Annotated in this window: 20 protein-coding genes and 1 pseudogene; 11 read left to right on the top strand and 10 right to left on the bottom strand. The window is 63.4% G+C overall.

The features are described from left to right. Positions 1-10: 10 nt before the first annotated feature. From AC6HU3_RS05950 to AC6HU3_RS05930, 5 genes are all read right to left on the bottom strand, one after another. Positions 11-1,555 (bottom strand): lamin tail domain-containing protein, encoded by a 1,545-nt coding sequence (locus AC6HU3_RS05950; protein WP_497472866.1) that lies wholly within the window; start codon positions 1,553-1,555, stop codon positions 11-13. Next, a complete protein-coding gene (locus AC6HU3_RS05945; protein ID WP_497472865.1) occupies positions 1,552-2,679 on the bottom strand; it encodes an MGDG synthase family glycosyltransferase in 1,128 nt (375 codons plus the stop codon). Before AC6HU3_RS05945 ends, AC6HU3_RS05950 begins: the two co-directional genes overlap by 4 nt. Then, positions 2,676-4,964 (bottom strand): S8 family serine peptidase, encoded by a 2,289-nt coding sequence (locus AC6HU3_RS05940; RefSeq protein WP_497472864.1) that lies wholly within the window; start codon positions 4,962-4,964, stop codon positions 2,676-2,678. The genes AC6HU3_RS05945 and AC6HU3_RS05940 overlap by 4 nt, the downstream gene beginning before the upstream one ends. Then, positions 4,961-5,299: a cupin domain-containing protein gene (locus AC6HU3_RS05935; RefSeq protein WP_497472863.1), complete on the bottom strand. Its 339-nt coding sequence runs from the start codon at positions 5,297-5,299 to the stop codon at positions 4,961-4,963. Before AC6HU3_RS05935 ends, AC6HU3_RS05940 begins: the two co-directional genes overlap by 4 nt. Before the next feature lie 230 nt (positions 5,300-5,529). Continuing rightward, positions 5,530-6,123, bottom strand: a complete 594-nt coding sequence (locus AC6HU3_RS05930) for an FIMAH domain-containing protein (RefSeq protein WP_497472862.1) — start codon at positions 6,121-6,123, stop codon at positions 5,530-5,532. A 933-nt stretch (positions 6,124-7,056) separates the two neighbouring features. On the opposite strand from AC6HU3_RS05930, the gene AC6HU3_RS05925 reads away from it, so the two are divergent. The 4 genes and pseudogenes from AC6HU3_RS05925 (at position 7,057) to AC6HU3_RS05910 (ending at position 11,562) form a co-directional block, all read left to right on the top strand. Then, positions 7,057-9,279 (top strand): T9SS type A sorting domain-containing protein, encoded by a 2,223-nt coding sequence (locus tag AC6HU3_RS05925; protein WP_497472861.1) that lies wholly within the window; start codon positions 7,057-7,059, stop codon positions 9,277-9,279. Positions 9,280-9,456: 177 nt separating this feature from the next. After that, positions 9,457-10,245: a hypothetical protein gene (locus AC6HU3_RS05920; RefSeq protein ID WP_497472860.1), complete on the top strand. Its 789-nt coding sequence runs from the start codon at positions 9,457-9,459 to the stop codon at positions 10,243-10,245. Next, positions 10,242-11,063 (top strand): hypothetical protein, encoded by an 822-nt coding sequence (locus AC6HU3_RS05915; RefSeq protein WP_497472859.1) that lies wholly within the window; start codon positions 10,242-10,244, stop codon positions 11,061-11,063. Before AC6HU3_RS05920 ends, AC6HU3_RS05915 begins: the two co-directional genes overlap by 4 nt. A gap of 94 nt (positions 11,064-11,157) precedes the next feature. After that, positions 11,158-11,562, top strand: a pseudogene (locus AC6HU3_RS05910) (carboxymuconolactone decarboxylase family protein). Between the two features lie 9 nt (positions 11,563-11,571). Here the strand turns inward: AC6HU3_RS05910 and AC6HU3_RS05905 are convergent. Genes AC6HU3_RS05905 through pgsB form a run of 4 tightly spaced genes read right to left on the bottom strand, consistent with a single transcriptional unit; the run spans position 11,572 to position 15,990 of the window. After that, the gene (locus AC6HU3_RS05905) at positions 11,572-13,212 is read right to left on the bottom strand and encodes a hypothetical protein (protein ID WP_497472858.1); all 1,641 of its coding nucleotides are present in this window, start codon (positions 13,210-13,212) and stop codon (positions 11,572-11,574) included. Then, a complete protein-coding gene (pgsW, locus tag AC6HU3_RS05900) occupies positions 13,209-14,342 on the bottom strand; it encodes a poly-gamma-glutamate system protein (protein WP_497472857.1) in 1,134 nt (377 codons plus the stop codon). The genes AC6HU3_RS05905 and pgsW overlap by 4 nt, the downstream gene beginning before the upstream one ends. Then, positions 14,342-14,803, bottom strand: a complete 462-nt coding sequence (gene pgsC, locus AC6HU3_RS05895) for a poly-gamma-glutamate biosynthesis protein PgsC (RefSeq protein WP_497472856.1) — start codon at positions 14,801-14,803, stop codon at positions 14,342-14,344. Before pgsC ends, pgsW begins: the two co-directional genes overlap by 1 nt. Further along, positions 14,803-15,990 carry a poly-gamma-glutamate synthase PgsB gene (pgsB, locus tag AC6HU3_RS05890; protein ID WP_497472855.1) on the bottom strand — a complete coding sequence of 396 codons (1,188 nt, stop codon included), beginning with the start codon at positions 15,988-15,990 and terminating at the stop codon, positions 14,803-14,805. The genes pgsC and pgsB overlap by 1 nt, the downstream gene beginning before the upstream one ends. Before the next feature lie 154 nt (positions 15,991-16,144). On the opposite strand from pgsB, the gene AC6HU3_RS05885 reads away from it, so the two are divergent. The 7 genes from AC6HU3_RS05885 (at position 16,145) to AC6HU3_RS05855 (ending at position 18,802) form a co-directional block, all read left to right on the top strand. Continuing rightward, a complete protein-coding gene (locus AC6HU3_RS05885; protein ID WP_497472854.1) occupies positions 16,145-16,561 on the top strand; it encodes a rhodanese-like domain-containing protein in 417 nt (138 codons plus the stop codon). A 65-nt stretch (positions 16,562-16,626) separates the two neighbouring features. Further along, positions 16,627-17,148, top strand: coding sequence for an SCO family protein (locus AC6HU3_RS05880; RefSeq protein WP_497472853.1), 522 nt, complete (start codon positions 16,627-16,629; stop codon positions 17,146-17,148). A gap of 1 nt (position 17,149) precedes the next feature. After that, a complete protein-coding gene (locus AC6HU3_RS05875; RefSeq protein WP_497472852.1) occupies positions 17,150-17,548 on the top strand; it encodes a thioredoxin family protein in 399 nt (132 codons plus the stop codon). Then, entirely contained in the window at positions 17,545-18,090 is a 546-nt protein-coding gene (locus AC6HU3_RS05870) for a Tll0287-like domain-containing protein (RefSeq protein ID WP_497472851.1), read from the top strand. Before AC6HU3_RS05875 ends, AC6HU3_RS05870 begins: the two co-directional genes overlap by 4 nt. Further along, positions 18,087-18,284, top strand: coding sequence for a YgaP family membrane protein (locus AC6HU3_RS05865; RefSeq protein ID WP_497472850.1), 198 nt, complete (start codon positions 18,087-18,089; stop codon positions 18,282-18,284). The genes AC6HU3_RS05870 and AC6HU3_RS05865 overlap by 4 nt, the downstream gene beginning before the upstream one ends. 45 nt (positions 18,285-18,329) lie before the next feature. Beyond that, positions 18,330-18,566, top strand: a complete 237-nt coding sequence (locus AC6HU3_RS05860; protein ID WP_497472849.1) for a DUF1858 domain-containing protein — start codon at positions 18,330-18,332, stop codon at positions 18,564-18,566. Next, the gene (locus AC6HU3_RS05855; protein WP_497472848.1) at positions 18,563-18,802 is read left to right on the top strand and encodes a hypothetical protein; all 240 of its coding nucleotides are present in this window, start codon (positions 18,563-18,565) and stop codon (positions 18,800-18,802) included. The genes AC6HU3_RS05860 and AC6HU3_RS05855 overlap by 4 nt, the downstream gene beginning before the upstream one ends. On the opposite strand, the gene mazG is transcribed toward AC6HU3_RS05855, so the two are convergent. After that, on the bottom strand, positions 18,799-19,554 hold the full coding sequence (gene mazG, locus AC6HU3_RS05850) for a nucleoside triphosphate pyrophosphohydrolase (protein WP_497472847.1): 756 nt from the start codon (positions 19,552-19,554) through the stop codon (positions 18,799-18,801). The genes AC6HU3_RS05855 and mazG overlap by 4 nt on opposite strands.

The raw sequence follows: 19,554 nt of genomic DNA, 5'->3' as shown, positions 1-19,554 counted from the left end.
AAAGGTCACACTACCGTGTCCACAGCCCCACCACCTTCCGGAGGCGGGTGGACGTGCCCTCCACCAGAACAAGATAGAGACCTGCGGGGAGTTCCCGGCCTCCATCTCCCCGCCCGTCCCACACCAGCACGCCGCTCGGGGCACCCGATTCATTCAGGAGGGTGCGGACCGGAAGGCCCCGGTCGTTGAAGATCACCACCCGCCTCAGGCGCTCCCCGGCCGGAAGGGCATAGCGGATCTCAAGCCCCTCCTGCGGGGGCCGGAACACCCTGGCCGAAAGTTCCAGGCTTCCCGGTGAGGGAAGGGACGGCGGCGTGTAGGTCCCCGGTGTAGGGGTCCCTTCCACCCTGAAAAAGCCGGCCGTCGCCGGCATCGCCGGAGAGGTTCGCACCAGACTGGTGTCATAGCCGGGTGCGCGATCATACGCCACGCTGTCCATCACCACCCCACCGGGGAAAACCAGCACCAGGGCCTCGGACGTGTTGTTCAGCACGGGGAAGGCTGCCCCCTCGGGCACCACGATCGGTCCATTGCCCCACCGGGAAACGAACCGGAGGGAATCGGAGACCACCACGACCGCCTTTCCCGGTGCCAGGCGGTGAGAAGGCAGGGGGCTGCTTTTCACGCCCGCCCGGTCCTGAAGGAATGCACCTTCCAGTTCCACCGTGTCCGGTGCGAGGTTGGTGAGCTCCACCCACTCGACCGTACCGTCCGGCAGGATCTCCGTGATGCGGATCCCCTCGGTGGCCGAAGGGAAATACACCGGCACCCGCCTTTCCACTTCACCCATCCCCACCCGGATCTCCCCCGCCGCCCAGGGGGTCACGTCCGCAAGGGAGAACTCGACAGCCACCGTGTCCATGGGGCTCAGAAAGACCGAATCCTCCCCCACCACGCTTCCGCGGATCCACAAACCCACCCGGGCGGTCCCCGAAAGCGTGCCTCGCTGAAGCACCGTAATTCGAAGGCTCTCTCCCACAGAAAAACCCACCACCACGGGGTCCACCTCCCGGGAAACGGTGTTCCACCCACCCGGCGAGAGGCTGTCCGACACCATCCACACCGTATCCTCCACCCGCCAGCGTTCCAGGGAGTGCCCTTCCGGAGGATTCAGGGGACCCACCCGGTCCACCTCCCCCGAGGGTGCGATGAGGCGGAGGGTGTCCGTGGAAGAGAGACCGTTTCCCAGATCCGTGTCCTTCACCCCCAGCACCACCACACCACCCTCCACGGGCAGGAGGGGATGGGCGCTGCAGGCGGGGGTGGCGTATTCCGGATCCAGCACCAGGGCAAAACTTCGAGGCGGGATCACCGTGGTTCCGATCACCACGCCGTGGAGGGAGAGAATCGCGCTGTCCGGGAAGGGGACCAGACTGTCCGTTTCGGCGTTGTCGGCAAGGCGATAGCCATACGCATCCACCGCAACCGAACAGGCGTTGAACACCTCCACAAACTCCCGGCAGTCCCCCGCGCTTCCCGCCCCGCTCTCCGGACCCACCGGATTGGGATAGACTTCAAAGAGGACCAGGCAAGCGGCCACCAGGAGGGAGATCATGACCTCACCGGGGACAGATGCCGGCTCAGGTGATCCACGATGCGGGGTGCCGCGTCCGGCCGACCCAGCGCGGCCGCCCGTTCGGCCAGACGACCGTACCAGTCCGGGTCCCGGGCGAGGAGTTCCACCATCCGGGGGAGCTCGTCTTTCTTTTTGAGATAATAGCCCGCACCGTGCCGCTGGACAAAATGGGCGTTCCCCTGTTCCTGTCCGGGCATGGGGTGAACGAAAAGGAGGGGTTTGCCCAGGGCCAGCGCCTCCGCCACCGTGAGCCCACCCCCCTTCGTGATAAGGAGATCCGCCGCCTGCATAAACCGGGCCACGTCCTCCCGGAACCCGAAGACCTTCCCGGGAAGACCCTCCCTCTGGAGGGCCTCCGCGAGACGCCCGCGAAGGGTTTCGTTTTTTCCGGTGATAAACAGCCACTGCACCGGGGCCTGGATCTTCCGGAAATAGGGGAAAAAGCGTTCCACCGGCGTCACCCCCAGGGCACCGGCCAGGAAGAGCACGGTGAACCGGTCGGGGGCAAGGCCCAGGTCCTTCCGGAGATCCCGGGGATCCACCGACCGGACCTCCCGGAACATCTTCCGGATGGGAATCCCCCAGTCCACGACACGGTCGGCTGGAACGCCCATCCGGAGATAGTGCTCGCGGGTTTCTTCCGCCCCCACCACATAGAGATCCGTGCCCGGGTTGATCCAGGCGGGATGGGCTTCAAAATCGGTGACCACCGTGATGAGATAGGGGGTGATGTGCTTCCGGCGCTTGAGGTAACTCACCACGTCCCCGCCGAAGAGGTGGGTGGACACCACCCCCGAGGGCCGGAGGGTTTTCAGGGCCTTTCCGATCCGGCGGCTCCGGAATCCCACGATCCAGAGCCGCATCCCCGCCGGCACGAACTTTCCGAGCACATAGATGCCCAGCCACAGGTAATGGCCCCAATCGGCCAGTTCGCTGTAAAACCGCGCGGCCAGCGCCTCCATCCGGGAGAACCGGGTGGAATCCAGGATTTCGATGGGAATCCCCCGCTCCTCAAAGGCCTCTTCCAGGGCCCGGGCAGCCATGAGGTGGCCGCTTCCATAGGCCGCCGTGAGCACCACCACCGGAGCGTGTTCGCCTTTCATTTCACCAGAAACATGCGCCGGGTTCGGGCATCCGGACCCACCAGCACCGCCCAGTAGACCCCCCGATCCAGCCCGCCCGGCGTGCGCCAGACGATCTCCCCCCGACCCACCTGGAGGGTCAGATCCATGAGATGGGCCACCCGCCGGCCGTCCAGACGGAAGATATACAAACGTGCCAGACGGGGGGCATCCGAACGATAGGGAAACACCACCGAAACGGGACGGTCGCCCGGAACCGGATGAGGATAGGGGACCTCCAGTTCCAGCACCGGGAGGGACGAAGACGGGGCATCGTGAAGGGCCGGCCAGGCCTGGATCACCCCCCATCCCGTGATGTTGCTGGGTGAAGGGAAGCCCTCTACGGGCCGGGCGGTCTGAAGGAGGCGGTCCCGCAGGTCCAGGGCGGAGAGTTCCGGATGGGCTTCCAGAACCAGCGCCGCCACCCCCGCCGCCAGGGCTGTCGCCACAGACGTCCCGGAAATGGTGAGATTTCCCTCCGGACCGGGGACCGTGGCGGTGTAGGGGGCAAGCACCTCCGGCTTGATCCTTCCGTCCGCCGTGGGGCCAAACCCCATGTTGGGCACGGGCTGACCGGACGCATCCACGCCTCCCACCGCCAGGATATCCCGGGCATCCGCGGGCGCCACCAGACTGGTGTCTCCCTGGGACGGAACGGCACCATGGGGCGTGTTGCCCATGGCGGTGACAACCAGGAGGTTGAAGGCCCGGGCCGCGGAGGAGGCCACCCGGCTTGACACCGGCGTGACCCCGTCCATGTCGGAGGGCCCATACCAGGCCCCCTGAGACGATCGGCCATACCCCAGGGAGCTGGACACCACCCGGGCTTTCCAGGCCGCCGCCCACAGAAGGCCCGCCACCCAGAAGTCCTCCTCCACCTGGTGTTCAAATTCGTCCGTGGCCCGTTCGGTTCGAGCAAGCACCACCTCCACCCCCGGCGCCACCCCCACCCAGGTCCCGGGGGCATAGCCCGCGATGAGGGACAGCATCCGGCTTCCATGCTGGGTGATGCCGGCTTCCGGCGTGACATCCGGGTCTCCCCGCCGGCGGAACCACCACCGTCCTCCCCGCCGGAGAGCCCGGTCCACCAGGCCATACATCAGCGTGTCCTGACCGCCGGGATACACGGCCATCAGGGCGATGGGACCCGCCACCAGCACCGTGTCGCCCGAGAGTCCCACCGGTCGGCCTTCCACCAAACCCAGGCCGTTCTCATCCAGAAAGAGAACACCGGAGCGAACAAAAGCAAAGCGAGATCCTTCGCACACGAGATGCTCCACCCCGTGGATCACCGTGTCCAGGGGGCTCCCTGTGAAGATCATCAGGCTGTCACCGGCCAGGGCCCGGGTGGTCTCACCCACGCAAGCCGACCGGAGTCCTGCGGGCAGGAGGGGACCCGTATTCTGCGACAGGAGGGTCAGCGAGGAGGCCTGGCGCCGTTCTTCCATCACCCGACCGGCGGCGTCCACGCCCCAGAGCACCAGGGTGTCGCCCCGCAGATCCATTTGCGGGAAGAAGAGGACAAAGGGCTCCGAGACGACCAGGGTGTCCCCCGGTGCGATGCGCCAGACACGGTGTTCGGCGGAGCGCTGCACCGCGATCCAGAGGGTGTCGTTCCGGCGAAGGATCCGGGGGGAGAACCCGCCCACCCAGCCGGTTGCAAGCTCCACCGGAGGGACCCAAGCCGAACCCGTGAACCGCAGGAGATAGGTTCGCCAGCCCCCTGTGGTCACCTGGTTGAGTTCGTCCTCCGTCGCTCCGGTGAGGACCACGTCGCCCACGGGGGTGGCATCGTAATCCTGGATATAAAACCGGAGGGTGTCAAAGAAGGGCCAGACCAGGGTGTCCACCAGGAGGGCGTCCCCGCTCTGGAAGTCATAGGTGGCCACAACCTGACCGTTCCGGAAGAGGTGGGCGATCCCCGGATAGGTGGAATCGAACCCCGCATCCAGGACGGCGATCCGAACACCGGATCCCGTGTAGCCCGCCTCGTGGGCTTCCACCACCCGGATCTGCTCCAGAACGGACCGCCCGTCTCCATAGGGAAGATCTTTCAGGGAAACGACCTGTCCGTCCACCGGAAGCCGGGCCCGACGCACGGGCCAGGCCTGTTTCATGCGAGAGAAAGCCGGGGTGGATGCCGGAATCCAGGCGGAAAACAGGGTGTCGGCCAGGACCACCCGGGTTCGGCCTCCCAGCGCCTCCACCTTTTCGGGAGACAGACCGCCTGCAACCCAGTAGGGGAGGGCGAGAAGGAAGAGGGTCATCGGGGCACCTGGACCCCCCGGGTGTTGAGCCACCGGGGTTCCACCAGGAGGATCACCGCCGGGCGTTTCGCCCGGCTACGGTGGGGCACATTGGCAGGAATCAGGACCGCCTCTCCCTGCGCCAGGGAAATTTCACCTTCTTCCGTGTCCAGCGTGATTTCTCCTTCCAGCACCAGGATCACCTCCGGGCCTTCCGGATGGACATGCCAGGGGTACTCTCCCTGAATCCGGGCCACCCGCAGGGCCACATCTTCCACCTCCACGAGGTCCCGGGGCTCCCACAGCCGCTGGAGGGCTTCTCCTTCTTTGAGGGCAAACAGTTTTCGCACCTGCATGTTTGAATTATACAAAAAAAACCGTGACTGTGCAAAGGTTGCCGCTCCGACCCTGACGCACAGTCCCCGGCCAGGCCTTCATCCTTTCCCTCCCGGTATGATCGAAGGAGAACTCGCATCACCCTACACCGCGGCCAGTCAAAGCCCGCCGCACCCTTCGTCCCGAATCCTTCCCACGGGCTCAGGACCGCTCCACCTTCCGCGGGTCGCTCTACCGGGAATCTTCGGGATCACCCGTTCCCGCTATTCCATCCGCCCCGGCGGTCCCTCCGGGAAGGGAAAGTGTTCAGGATATACCGGGCGCGGTAATACAGAACATAAAATGCCTCGTCCTGAACGTGCCCCTGGTTATGAAGACGCTCCAGGGTGTTGAGAAACCGTTCCAGCGTGGCGCGATAGCGATCCAGGCGTTCTTCCCGTGCCCACCGAAGGGCCTGCTGAAGAAGCCGGGCGAGACGATCATGCGCCCGTTCACTCATCCACCCGATGGCGAACGTCGTGTCGTTCCGGATCTGGAGGTGGATCACCATGGAGTCCAGGGATTGTGGGGGCAACGGTCCCGGACCCACCGTCCGCCCGTATTTGCCGGGTCCAAAGGGGGTTTGTCTGTAATACATGGGCGCAATAACGCTGTCCACCAGCCACATTGCCTCGTCTTCGGATTGTCCTCCATGAATTTCCACCAGTGCGATGGAATCGCTCCCTCGGACATACCAGAAAGCAATGTCTGGTAAATATCTTGTGATAAGGGTGACATACACTGTATCTCCGGGACCGAAACTTTCGAAATCCACGCTGTTCGCGGATTGAGCAAGATGGTCCATGACCCGAACCTGACCTGCTTCTGCAACTCCAAGCCACTCCGCAGGAAGATTGTGGACATACTGTCGTTCGTATGCGTTGGGATCGCTAACCTCTAAGGGTACAAAGAAAAACTGTAGATAACGAACCGGTTGCCGACTGAGAGGCAGGTTTACCAGCGTGTACGTTAACATGTACAATTGTGTTCCCGCGCACGGAGTCGTGACAGGATACATGGATCGCAAGTTCAAACTTATTTTTCTCCGGACCGTAAAGGAGTCCACCTGAACCCGTAAGACAGCGAAGAACATAAGGAGCAGCCCTGTACCCATAGACCCACCTCCAGATCCAGATGTGAAAAATGGCCAACGTGATGAAAAGGTTCATTCCTGACGGTTAACCCGAGGCGGAATGCTACGCATGAATACAGATTGGCAAAGACCTCGTCGTTCAATGTGTGTCCGTCTGTCCCTGAACCCAGGATGTCCACTTCCAGGCCCACACGATGACGTCCATGCCCTCCATACGTACGGTTATCGTCAAAGCAACTTGCATTATCCGGATTATAGAAACCGCAAATGTCGAACATCCCGCCCCATGGGATACTCATGTCGTTGACGGCATGATACAGAGGACGTCAGGAAACGTCCACCGCCGGGACGATTAAATTCCTCCGCCGGATCCGCGCGTACTGGATTTTGCTCCCTTTGGAGAAGAGGTCCGGAGAAGGAAAAAATGCCCGGATTCAGGGCCATATGGGGGCGCCCCTGGATCTGGATTTCCGACCCAATCCACAGGTCCGTGACATTTCTCACAAACGGGACGGGCGACAGCGTGTATCCTTGAGCCATGCATACACAACAAACCAGCCGGATGTGCTTCAGGAGGGGGGTTCTCTCGGTCCCGCTTTTGAGAGGGCGCCTTCTGAAGGGTATCCCGAAACCAGGAGGTGCCCCGTGCACGCTGTCAGTCTCATGATGCTGGCCTTCATCGGGCCAGCCCGAAGTCTTTTCCTTCCTGTGGAAGGAAACCCCTCCACCTTTCACGCGGTGGGAAGCCCCGTCGTGGCGAACGAAACCGGTATTCTTCTGGACGATGCCACCCTGCACTTCCCGGTTGAGGCCCGACCCGAGGGGATCCATCCCGAAGGAACCTTTCGCTTTGTGGGCGCGGGAGACGATCACACACTCCCCGCCTTTCGGGGCCTCCGCTGGAAAACAGAAGATCTCGAAGCCCGGGTGATCGGACTGGCCCCGGACCGTCTGGAAGTTCAGTTTCTTCTGCCGCCGGGGGCCGATCCGGACCGGGCCTTTCTGCGTGTGGACGGTGCCACGCTGGTCCAGCACCACGAGGACATCGCGGTGGTCCGGGAGGCCGACACCCTGATGCACCTTTCAGGTTTCCGCGCCTTCCAGGGCCTTGAGGAACGCTCTCTTCACGTGCGCGTCCAGTCCAACCGCCTCGCTTTTGACGTGATTGGGTATGATCCCTCCCTCCCCCTGGTGATCGACCCCATCACCGCGGTGATCACCGGTTCGGACACGGTGGAAGTGAAGGACGTGAAGGTGTCCACGGACAGCAACAGCGTGTATGCCGCGGGCGGGGTGTACAGCTATCCTGACGTGAACTTTTCCGTCAATCCCATGCTGTTTGGCACCACAAACTCGCCGGGATGCGGGCCTCCCTGCACGGACGCCTTTGTGACCCGCCTGAGTGCGGATCTCTCCACCCACCTCCAGACGGTGGTTCTCGCCAGTTCCTTCAACGACGTCGCCCTGGATCTCGCGGTGGAAAGTTCCTTTGTGGCGGTGGCCGGGTGGACGGATGATTCATACAATTTCGCCACCAACCCCACCGTGTTCGGAAGCCAGGGGGGCCAGGACGCCTTCGTGGTGGTGATGGATTCTGCCCTTTCCCAGGTGTTCCACACCTTCATCGTGGCCACCCCGGACACGGATCAGTTCTGGGCGGTGGATTTTGACGAATACGTCCACATCTACGCCGGCGGGTTCACCCGGGATGGCAACAACGTGCCCGTGTCCACCGCTCCCCACATCTTCGGCACCGTGGGGGCACGGGACGCCTTCGTGGTGAGCCTATCCATGGACCCCGCCCCCACCCTGATGAGCTCAGCTGTTCTGGGTGGACGGGCCACCAGCGACGAGGAGCTGGACGATCTGGTGCGCGAACCCCAGGGCGGTTTCCTCTATGCCACCGGACAAACCACGGCCGACTCGGCCTTTGCAGGTGGGCCCCAGGTTCCGGGGTGGGGATACAACGGGAGTCTCGGCGGATACGACGCCTTCTACGCCAGTCTCCCCACCGACTTCACCTCCGTGGATACGTGGGTGGAGGGAACCTCGGCGGACGAATTCAGCCGGCGGGTGGTGCCCGACCCCAGCTGGAGCTGGATCTATTTTGCGGGCTACACATCCGATGCCTCCCTTTTCACCGGTATCCAGGCCCACGTGCACGGGCCTCCTCCCTCCGGGTTTGGGGGGAGTTTCGTGGTGAAAACCTATCCCACCCTTCAGGTGCTGGACCAGGCCGTCCTCACCGGGGCAAGCGGGAACGGTGCCACCGGACTGGTGGTCACGGCCGATCGGGTGATCCTCGCTGGAAAGGTGTATGATCCCCAGACCTTTGCCCCGAATCGTCAGATTTACGGCACCCTGGGGGGGCCGGACGTGTATGTGACCGTTCTGGACACCTCCCTCATGGTCCACCACGGTTCAGCGGTGCTGGCTTCCTCGGGCTATGATCAGGGAAACGGGCTGGATCTCTCTCCCTTCGGTTTCGTGGTGGGTGGGTACGTGGGGGCTCCGTCCAACTTCGCGGAGAACCCGCCGATGTATTTCTATGGCAACGGAAACACGGGCCGGCGGGGATTCGTGAGCCTTCTTCCCGGGAGCGAGGTTGCCGTGTCCGAAGGCCGACAGGATCTCCCGTCCCCCCTGGCGGTTTCCATCACGGGACGGACGGTGGCCCTCACCACGTCTGCACCGGGGTATCTGGCCCTGGAGGTGCGGGATGTGGCCGGTCGGCTCCGGTGGCTGAAGGTCTTCGGCTTTGTCCCGGCCGGAACGCATCGGGAAGACCTTGCCCTTCCGGCGGGGATGTATCTTCTGCGGGTGCGGAGTCAGGACCATTGGGAACGCCGAAAAATCCTCATTCCCTGAGGGCAGGAGGGGGTGTACCCCCCGTGGTGTCCCGAGGCACCGCGGGGGGGCCTCTCGGTTTGCCTTCATTGACAAACTTTCCTCGGGAGTGTATACTGGGTCAAAGGAGGGGAATTCAGAGTCGACAGAGCGAAAGTCTGTCCCTTTGCTTTCCCCCAACAAAACTGGAGGTTGATGATGTTGTCCGTTGCTCTTCTAACCCTGGTGGCGGGGGTAACCCCGTCTCTGTCTCAGACCCTCCTGGACCGGATGTCGCAGGATTTCGGGAACACCCATCTGGTGATTCCCGACCCCGATCCCGCCTTCCGGGCCCTGGAGGATGCGTGGAACCGGAAGGATGCGGATGCCTTCCGCGCAGAACTTGAGGCGCTGGAGGCCGCCGGAAAGGCCCTTCCGGAGTTTGGCCTGAAGTATCTCCAGCCCCGACCCTATGCCCGGCTCAATGTGAACGGAGGGCCCATCCCCATTTCGGATTCCACGGACGTTCAGGACGTTGAGCTGGTCGTGGACCCGTCCAGCGGGAACATGCTGGCCTTTCTGGCCTCCGAATCCTGGAACCGCGTGCTCACCCTCATGTCCACCGACGGAGGGAACACATGGGTGGAGACCTACAACTGGACCGGTGCGTACCCCTACAAGATTGACGCCTTCTTTGCCGAAGTATCCGGAACCACCTACGCTTATCTTGCGGACATCTACGGAACCCAGCTCGCCCGTCTCCGGCGTTTTTCTATGAGCACCGGGGACTACGACATCGCTTTCGGCAACAACCCGATCTTCACGGCCACGGACACCCTGAAAGAACTCTCCGCCTTCACCTCCCCTTCGTTCAACCTGGGATACTTCCTCTATCTCCACACCGATGGCACGGTGGACTACTACTTCTCTTCCCTGAGCACGCCCTCGTTCAGCAATTATGCCACCGGCGTCACCAACGCAGGGGGGGGCTTTCCGGAACCTATGTGAGCGGACAGATCGGTCCGGTGCTTTTCGCCTACACCAACACGGCCCGGGACACGCTCTTTGTTCGCTGGAGGACCCTGGGCACGGCTTTTGGAGGAACCTTTTTCACGGGAGGCTCCGTAAACAGTGTTCGGCAGACGGCGGTGGCCGCGCAGGCTGACACCGTGATCGTGGTGTATGACTATTACAACCCGGACAGCGCCGCGTATTACGTGCGCTACCGCATCATGTACGGCGACACCGCGTCCTTTTTGAGCGGGAACATCGCCACATCCGGTGAATCTCAGGGGTATCCCCGGGCCATTCAGCATGATGGAACCTTTGCCGTCTCCTGGATCAACACGGGCGCCGAGCCCGACTCCATCGTTTATCGCACCCGCCCTGTGGGCAACGCGGCCTGGAGTTCCCCCTGGAGTTTCCCGTACGACTATTTCACTTCCGCTTCCGATCATGACCTGGTCTCCATGGGGGGAGGCGCCTACGGATTCCTCGCCGTGGATGGAGGCCTTGGGTTTCAAGCGGTGTTCATGGCATCCACATGGACGGATGTGGCGGAGCCGGTGGAGAGCACCCCGGTGGCCGGCGTGCGGCTTGACCGCACCACGGTCCGGCGCGGGGGGATGCTGAGCCTGACCTTCCCCGCACGGGAACAGGTCCGGATCACCCTGCTTTCCGTGGACGGGCGGCGCCAGGGAGTGGTGTTTGAGGGGCAGGCCCGAACCCATCTGGGGCTCCGCGCCCCCACCCGGGCGGGGGTCTATTTCCTGCAGGTGCACTATCCCCACCGCACCGAGACCCGGCGCTTCGTGGTGATTCCCTGAGCAAGCGTCCAGCAGCACAGACATCCGGGGCGGCCTTCGGCCGCCCCTTTTTCATTTCTCGTCCGTTCACGCCGGGGCCCATACAATTCAGGGCATGCGCGAACGATCCCAGCCCTGGATCCGGGGGATCCAGCCGGAAGAAGCCACCGGCCGCCTCCGGGACATCGATGAGGAGACCCTGGCCAAACGGGGGCGCCTGGCCGAGGTCCACAAGATCCACAGCCTGAACCCCTGAAAGCCTGGTGGCCCACATGGAGCTTTATCTCACCCTGATGTACGGGAAAAGCCCCCTGTCTCAACGCTTGCCGAAAAGCTCACCCTCCAGCCGGCCCGGATGTCCGCGGAGGACGTGGACCGGCTCCGTGGGATGGGCTATGACGACCGGGCCATTCTGGACGTCGTTCTGATCGCAGCCTATTTCAACTTCGTGAACCGGATCGTCCTGGGTCTGGGAATTCCCCTGGAGTCGGAAGAAGAACGGGAAGGGTATCGGTATTGAGAGCGGGCGTTACACCTTCTGCATCCGGAGGGCCAGCCCGACCCACCAGGTGCTGTAGTCCTTGAACACGTCCTGATAGGTTGAAGGAGAGGACGTGGCCCGCGTCCGGAACCCCATCGGAAGAACGAGGTCCAGGATGGGGGAAACACGAACGGCAGGCGTGATCCCGATCTCCACCACCCGGTCGGATCTCCCGTGGCGGGGGTCTCCCGGGGAGGCGGTGTAGGTGTAACCCTCCAGCCGGGCTGATCCTGACCATCGGAAACGGGACGTCAGGGATGCACGGGCGGACAGGCGCACCCCCCACCGCCAGTGGGAAAAATCTCCACCAGCGGTGTCCCCATCCATCACCCGCCGCACCGCGAGGGTCAGACCCAGGGGTCCCCTCCGGAGGGGGAGAGACACACCGGCAAACAGGGCGTTCAGCCCGTCAAAGGGGGCGTTGAACCGGTACGCCCCTCCTTCCAGCCGAACCCGGAAGGACGGACTGAACCGGAAGCCTGTCCATCCTCGCAGCACCTGCTCCTCCAGCATCACATAGGTTCGGGGTCCGGCGTAGGTGGGGCGAACGGGAAAGCGGGGAACCCACACCAGCCCGCCCTCCAGGCGGTCCCGGCGTCCGCGGATCCCAAGAGAAAACCGGAGAAGACGCCGGTTGCGAAGAGGGAACCAAACCCGAATGTCCCCCTGCAGATACCGGGACCGGCGAAATTGTTGCTTCACGCCGATCCGCGTGTCCAGCCATATGTCCGAAAGGCTTGCCACATCGGGATAGCGATAAGGGGCCACGCCCAGTTCATACGTGTCCCGGGCGGCTGGAGAGAACCGGAAGGGATTGTCATCATAGGTTGTCCCCACCTGCCCCCACCACCGCAGACCCGGCCTGAATCCGGTGCGCTTCCTCCGGTGTTTTTTCCGCTTCTCCCGATAGGCCTTCACCAACACCGTCCCATGAACCGCCCGAACCTGCAGGGTGTGAACTCCCTTGTCAAGCGGGATCACCACTTCCCGGGCACGGGAGACGGGTTTTCCCCTGTCGTTCACCACCATGGAGCGGGAGCGTTTTTCCTTTAGCGCCACCCGCTGGAGAAGTCGTCCGTTCAAAAGGATGTCTACCGTGGCCTGTCCCCGTTTTTCCCGTTTTTGGAGGGGGACACGGAGGAGGATATGGGCCCGGTTGGGTCCTTTCACCCGGTAATGGACAGACTGCCCGGCCCGGACAATGCTGTAGGTATATTTCCTTCCAGAACGATGCTTCAGAACCACCGGAAACCCGCCCCCCACCGGGGTGAGGGCCTTCCAGCGCCGGACCCGCCACCGGAACACCCGGGCCTCTCCTTCCGCCCGGCCCACCCAGGTCCACCGCCCCGGCTCCAGCGCAAACCGGCGGACCTGACGACCCTGATGGAGAAAGAACCGGGAAAGGGTGTCTCCGTTTTTCAGAACAAAAAGAGAACCGGGCCGGGTGACGGTGAACACCCACCGCAGGCTGACCCGGCGGGAGGTGGTGTAGATAATGGGGTGACCCGGAGCGATCACCAGGTGTTTTCCGTCCCCCGTCCGGGGACCCTCCATTCGCTTTGTGATGTCCACCCAGTCCGCATGGGCCAGGACGGGAAGCAAAACCAGAAGGCCCATCCAGCGATTCATAGCATCTCCTCCTCATTCTCTTCGTGTCGTGGGTTGGGCAACCACCGGGCAAGAAACCCGTTCACCGTCAGGAAAATCAGGATCACATAGGCCCCGAGCAGGCCGGCGTGAAGGGCGAGGGGATAGCGCGCCCGCTCATACAGCGGTCCCTCCCCCGGCAAGGCCAGGGCTCCCGGTGCGATCGGGAGCCCCCACCGCCGGGCCAGGGTGGTCACCCGCTCCACGTGAAGGACCGGCACTCCATGGCGAAGGGCCCGAACTGCCAGCCCCTCCACCGGCACTTCGTCCAGATCCCCCAGCACCCGGGGGGTGTTGAGGCCGGCCCTCAGACGCTCACCCACCTCCGTGGTTCCCAACGCCAGGACCCCTCCCCCGATGTTCACAAACAGTCGGGGGAGCCCCCCGGATGCCGCTTCCAGGCGCGCCCAGGCCGTATCCACCGCCCGCTGAAGAGGAAGGAGGATCAGAAGATCATACCCGTTCCGCCGGGCAGCGTCGGCAAGGAGGGCCCGTCCCAGGGAATCCAGTTCCGCCGCCACGTTGTTGTTCCCTCCCAGAGAGAGAAACAGGGCCCGCCGGGAAAGAAGTCCCTTCTGGAGGAGGGTGTGTTCCATGTCCGCCCAGGTCCAGTCGGGATGGTTGGCCCCATAGGTGGAGGAGCCCAGGGAAGCCACCCAAACCGGCTCCAGACCGTAGGTTTCGGCCGCCACCAGGACGGCCACGTTCAGGGCGGGGAAGGATCCGGTGAAACTGAGCCACACCGTGTCGCCGAGCTTCAGACCCGCCTCTTCAAACATCTCCACGAAAAAGGCCGCCCAGTTCGGGTTCACCGTGGTGAGTTTGGCCGTGTAGTCGCCGGGGACGGTGGTGATGGGCGACGTGTGGGCGCCGATCAGGCCACTCTCGGCTGGATCGGTGAAGTCGTCAATGGGGATTCCCCGGCGCAGACGCTCTTCTTTCAGGATTTCAAACGCCTTTCGGGTTTTCCGGGCAGCCTCCACCCGGAGATCAAAAGAGGACACCCGGACCACCTGCTGGCTCCGTCCGGATAGGGCGATGATTCCCACCCCCACCGCGGCAAGGAGGAAGAGTTCGGAAGGGGTGAGCCGGTGTTTCCGGAAGATGCGCATCAGACCACCACCTCCCCGCCGTGGATCAGGATGAGCACCAACCGGATCAGGGTGACGTTCACCGCCAGCATCGCCAGGGTGGCCCCCACCCCCTGCCGGTCCATCCAGTAGGCAAGCAGTCCCGGGATGATGAATCCGAAAGCCTGGAGATGAAGAAGCCACGGTTCGGGGGCCCACACCACCAGCCTCCGGGAGAGTTCGGCAAACAGGAACCCCAGGAGCACGGCGAGCATGAGCCGCCGCCGTCCATAGAGGAGCATCACCCGGGAGAGGAGCCGGAGCACACCGAGGGACAGGAGACTTGCCAGAAGGGTGGCCACCAGCATCCCCGGGCTTGTGGAGATCACCGCGAAATAGCCCGGCACCACCAGTCCCCCCGCCACATACCCCAAGCTTTCCGACGCATACAGGGAAAACAGCAGGCCCAGGGCCACCGCCTCGGTCAACACAGGTCCCTGCATCAGCACGACTCCGCTTTTTGAACGTCCTTACGGTACCGGCTCAGTTCTTCCACAATGGCCTCCCCCAGACCCACATGGTTTCCCATGGCCACCACCAGGGTGTCCCCCCGGAGCATCCGGCCCAGAGTCTCCACAACCTCCGTCCCCTCGGGTTTTTCCAGGGCCTGGATGGTCGGTTCGTCCACCCCCTTCCGGCGGAGTTCCCGGACCACATAGGCGGTGGGAGATCCCACCACCAGATACCGTTCGGCCTGGAGCCGATCCCCGAGGAGGCGGGCAAAGGCCTCTGTTCGCTGAGGCCGATCGGGACGGAGGACAAGCAGGACCACCAGCGGAACACCGGGACGCCGGTTGCGGGCCATCCCGGCGATTTTGAGCGTGGAATCGGGGTCGTTGGCCGCCATGGCGTCAAAAAACCACACGGTGTGCCCATGGAGGTCCAGCACCCATTCCCGCAGGACACCGGGGTCCGGGGGCATCTGAAGCATGCCTTCCAGGGCCTGCGCCCGGGGGATCCCGAAATGACGGGCCACCGCCAGGGCCAGCGCCACGTTTTCGGCATGTTCGATGTAGGAAAACCGGGCCAGTTCCTCACGGGTCACATCCACTTCCACCGGAACGAGACGGGTGCCCCGCTTGCGGGCCTCCCGCTCCAGCACCGAGAAAAAGCGGCGTTCGGTGGTGAAGGCGATCCCGTTGCGAGGAAGGCTCAGGGCGAGGTGAACCGCCACATCATACACCGTCGGTCCCATCACGTCCAGGTGATCCTCCCGGACGTTGGTGATCACCCCCACCGTGCTCCGGATCAGACGATCCTCCAGGGTCTGGATGTATTCCGGCGTGATGGCCATGCACTCCGTCACCAGGATATCCGCCCCGAGCCGGGCCGCCTCCCGGACCACCTTGATCTGCTCGATAATATTGGGCTTTCCGGGGCGAAAAACAGGGATTTCTCGACCCTCCGGGGTAATGAAACGGGGTGCCGTGCCGGTGGTCTTCACCACCACCCGGAAAGGCCCCGCCCGCAGGGCTCCCCCGATCAACCGGGTAACCGATGATTTCCCCCGGCTCCCGTTCACATGGATCCGGTGGGGAATCTGCACCAAATGCCGGAGATGTCGGACATACCGCACCACCTCCACCGCCACAAACCCGGCCGTCACGCCACCCACCACCTCAAGGACCATGACTGTTCCCTGTTCCACGGAGCTGGAATTGCCACAGAGTATACAGGCCCCATCGCATGCCTTCAAATTTTCACTTTGTCAATATTGACAGTCTGTTCCTCCAGGTGTACAATGATGCACAAGGGTAGGGGTAAACTCCACAAGGAGGCAAAGGATGAAACGTGCAGGCATGACGGTGTTGGGACTTTTCCTGGCCCTTCCCCTGTGGGGGATGGACCTGACGCCGGGGAAACTCCAGGAACTGCTTGCGGCGCGCGAGGAAGGGAAAGCCCACTTCGTGCTGGTGGACGTGCGCACACCCGCCGAACACGAGGCCGGTTTCATTGAGGGAACCGACCTCCTTCTCCCCCTCCAGGTGCTCAAAGCGCGTTACACCCTTCTCACGGATTCCCTGAAGGTGGACCCGGAGAAGGACACGGTGATCGTGTATTGCCGGAGCGGGCGACGGGCGGGGGTTGCCAAGAAGACCCTGGAAGACCTGGGCTTCAAGCACGTGTTCAATGCAGGAGGAATTCTGCAGTGGCAGAAGGCCGGATTCGAACTGGTGGTGCCGGCTTCCTCCTCGCCCTGATCCTCGCGGCGTGTAGCCGGCCCCAGGAAGGGGGGTTCAAGAAGGTGTCCATCGAGGCGCCCCCGGTGCCCGTGGTCCTTCACACCGGAAACACCCTCACCTTCCCTGATGATTTCCGGGGAGGGTGGACGGTGGTGGGCTGGATCTACACGCACTGCCCGGACGTGTGTCCTCTCACCGCCCAGCGGTTCATGGTCCTCCGGGACAGCCTGAAAGCCCGCGGCATCGGTCCGGACCGGATCCGGCTTCTCTTGCTCTCTTTTGATCCCGAGCGGGACACCCTTCCCCGACTGCGGGCGTATGCGGAGAGTTTCCGGGCCGATTCCATGCTTCTCTTCGGTCGTCTGGAGGCACTTCCCCTCCAGGAGCTCACCCGGTCCCTTTCCTTTTCCTTCCGGAAACTCCACCGTGCATCTTCCGGCCATGCGGGACACACCGGCTATGCCTTCGCCCACGACGTGAAGGTGTATCTCGTCAACCCGCAGGGGAAGGTGGTGGGACTCCATGAGGGGGACCTGGTGAGCCCTCTGCCGGTGGACAGCACCCTGAAGGAACTTGTGCAACGTTTGAACGCGGGAGGTGCGTGAGATGAGCAGTTTCCTTGCCCTTGTTCTCTTCCTTGCGGTGGTGGGAGGTGGCATCCTCTTCATCCAGCGCTTCAAGCACGTCCGGGCCCAGGGGATGGTGGGCAAAACCCTGCCTCCCACCCTGGTGAGGGGGCTTCCGCCCCGGGCGCTTCTTTTCCTGTATTCCCCCACCTGTTCGGTGTGCAAGGCCCAGCGGCCCATGCTCCAGCGTCTGCGGGAACATCTTCCGGTGGTGGAGGTGGACCTCTCTCGCCGTCAGGCCCTTGCCCGAACACTCGGGGTGTTTGCCACCCCCACCTATCTCTATGTGGAACGGGGCCAGATTCGCCAAGCCTGGGTGGGAGCGCAATCCGTGAACACCTTTCTCAAAGCCCTGGAACTGGAGGTATCCCGGCCATGATGTGGCTTGTGGCCCTGGTGATGGTTTCGCCCGTGGAGACCGCCCGGAGGGCGGTGAATGACCTGCTGACCACCCTCCAGGCGACGTTGAAAGCCGAACTCCAGACCCACGGGCCCGTGGGGGCCCTCGCCGTGTGCCGGGACACCGCCCAGGTTCTCCTCCAGAAGGTATCCCGCGCCCACGGACAGATTTACATTCGTCGGGTGAGCCGGAAGTGGCGCAACCCGGCCGACATCCCCACCCCCGACGAAGACAGCCTTCTCATGGTGCTGGAAGAACGCGCCGCATCGGGGGAACTGCCTTCCGAATGGGTGGATACCCTGGTTCTGAACGGTCAGAAGGTGCTCCGGTATGCTCGCCCTCTCACCGTGCAGGGGGTGTGCCTCACGTGTCACGGAGAGAACCTTTCCCCGGAGGTGGACCGGGCCCTGCGGAAACTGTATCCCCACGATCGGGCCCGGGGTTACCGTAAGGGAGATTTTCGGGGCGTGGTGGTGGTGAAACTGCCCCTTGAGGGGGCCGAACCGGGAGGTTCGCCATGATGAAGAACGTGGGGGGATGGGATCGTGTGCTCCGTATCGTGGTGGGTCTCGCCCTCATCGCCTGGGGATTCCTGGGCCTGGAGGGTGGTGGACGCTGGATCGCTGTCATCGTGGGACTTGTGCCCCTTCTCACCGGTGCCATCGGTTTCTGCCCGCTCTACAAACCCTTCAACATCAGCACCCATAAAGGATAAACTTTCGGTCGGGGGCGGGGCATCCCGCCCCCGGGGAGGCACGGGATGAGCGCGATGAAGATCACACCGGACATGACCATCGAGGAAGTGGTGGTCCGGTTTCCCGAGACGGTGTCGGTGTTTTTCCGGCACGGCATTCCCGCCATCTCCTGCGGTGCGCCCATCTGGGGCACCATCCGGGAAAACGCCGAAAAATACGGCGTGAAGGATCTGGATGCCCTGATGGCCGACCTGAACGAGGTGGCTTCGGCCTCGGGCGGGACCCTGGACGTCCGGCTGTGAAGGCGCTGGAGACAATCCGGGCTCTCCTGGCCCGTCTCGCCACCGACACCGTGGCGGCGGGGATCCGGGAAGAGGAAGAGTTGATGGGATTTGTGCTGGTGCTTCCCTTCCTGGGCTATCCCTTTGGCCCCCCACTGGACGTGGGGTTGCATGTTCTCACCGAGGAAGACCTGGAGCGGATTCTGGAGCGGGAAGCCTTCTATGATTTTGCGGAAAGTCTTGCGTTCGACGTCTAACGTTCCCCGGTTTTCGTCCGCTGCCACCAGGCTTCCAGCTCCGGGAGATCCATTTCCTCAAGACTTTTTCCGGCTTTCTCCACCATGGCCTGCATCCGTTCAAACCGCACGGCAAATTTGTCGCAGGCCCGGTGGAGAACCTCTTCCGCCGTCCATTCTCTGAGCCGGGCCCACTGGGCCAGGGCAAACAGCAAATCCCCGAGCTCCTCACGCTGGCGCTCCGGCGGGGCGTGTTCCACCTCCTTCACCTCCTCCCGGACCTTCTCCCAGGCTTCTTTGGGGCCCGGCCAGTCAAACCCCACACGCGCCGCCCGCTCCCCCAGTTTCTGGGCCCGAAGGAGAGCCGGAAGGGTGCGCGGGACCTCTATCAGGCGCTTTTTCCCGCTTCGACGGCGGAGGCGCTCCCACTGACGCAGCGCCTCTTCCGCCGTGCGGGCCCGGGCTTCTCCGAACACGTGGGGATGGAGATGGATTATCTTCTGGACGGTGGCCTCCATCACCCGTTCCGGGTCCACCCCCCGGGTCTCCTGGGCAATCCGGAGGATCATGGTGAGGGTGAGCAAGACGTCGCCGAGCTCCTCCTCCAGCGCCCGGAGATCCCCGCCGTCCACGGCATCCAGAAGTTCGTACACTTCTTCCAGCAGCTCCTTCTTCATGGTCTCGAGGGTCTGGGCCCGATCCCACGGACACCCGTCCGGACCTCGCAGGCGGACCACCAGATCCCAGAGCTTCTGAAACGCCTCTCCCGCCAT

Source organism: Caldifarcimen microaerophilum, from assembly GCF_055387105.1.
Note: the sequence above shows the minus strand (reverse complement) of the source record. Positions and strands in the feature narration are given on the sequence as shown.

Coding starts and splice junctions, on each gene's coding strand:
- AC6HU3_RS05875 (WP_497472852.1), top strand. CDS start 17,150: ATGAGCAGTTTCCTTGCCCTTGTTCTCTTCCTTGCGGTGGTGGGAGGT.
- pgsB (WP_497472855.1), bottom strand. CDS start 15,990: ATGGTCCTTGAGGTGGTGGGTGGCGTGACGGCCGGGTTTGTGGCGGTG.
- AC6HU3_RS05940 (WP_497472864.1), bottom strand. CDS start 4,964: ATGACCCTCTTCCTTCTCGCCCTCCCCTACTGGGTTGCAGGCGGTCTG.
- AC6HU3_RS05935 (WP_497472863.1), bottom strand. CDS start 5,299: ATGCAGGTGCGAAAACTGTTTGCCCTCAAAGAAGGAGAAGCCCTCCAG.
- AC6HU3_RS05870 (WP_497472851.1), top strand. CDS start 17,545: ATGATGTGGCTTGTGGCCCTGGTGATGGTTTCGCCCGTGGAGACCGCC.
- AC6HU3_RS05920 (WP_497472860.1), top strand. CDS start 9,457: ATGTTGTCCGTTGCTCTTCTAACCCTGGTGGCGGGGGTAACCCCGTCT.
- AC6HU3_RS05950 (WP_497472866.1), bottom strand. CDS start 1,555: ATGATCTCCCTCCTGGTGGCCGCTTGCCTGGTCCTCTTTGAAGTCTAT.
- pgsW (WP_497472857.1), bottom strand. CDS start 14,342: ATGCGCATCTTCCGGAAACACCGGCTCACCCCTTCCGAACTCTTCCTC.
- AC6HU3_RS05860 (WP_497472849.1), top strand. CDS start 18,330: ATGAGCGCGATGAAGATCACACCGGACATGACCATCGAGGAAGTGGTG.
- mazG (WP_497472847.1), bottom strand. CDS start 19,554: ATGGCGGGAGAGGCGTTTCAGAAGCTCTGGGATCTGGTGGTCCGCCTG.
- pgsC (WP_497472856.1), bottom strand. CDS start 14,803: ATGCAGGGACCTGTGTTGACCGAGGCGGTGGCCCTGGGCCTGCTGTTT.
- AC6HU3_RS05945 (WP_497472865.1), bottom strand. CDS start 2,679: ATGAAAGGCGAACACGCTCCGGTGGTGGTGCTCACGGCGGCCTATGGA.
- AC6HU3_RS05930 (WP_497472862.1), bottom strand. CDS start 6,123: ATGGACCATCTTGCTCAATCCGCGAACAGCGTGGATTTCGAAAGTTTC.
- AC6HU3_RS05865 (WP_497472850.1), top strand. CDS start 18,087: ATGATGAAGAACGTGGGGGGATGGGATCGTGTGCTCCGTATCGTGGTG.
- AC6HU3_RS05905 (WP_497472858.1), bottom strand. CDS start 13,212: ATGAATCGCTGGATGGGCCTTCTGGTTTTGCTTCCCGTCCTGGCCCAT.
- AC6HU3_RS05885 (WP_497472854.1), top strand. CDS start 16,145: ATGAAACGTGCAGGCATGACGGTGTTGGGACTTTTCCTGGCCCTTCCC.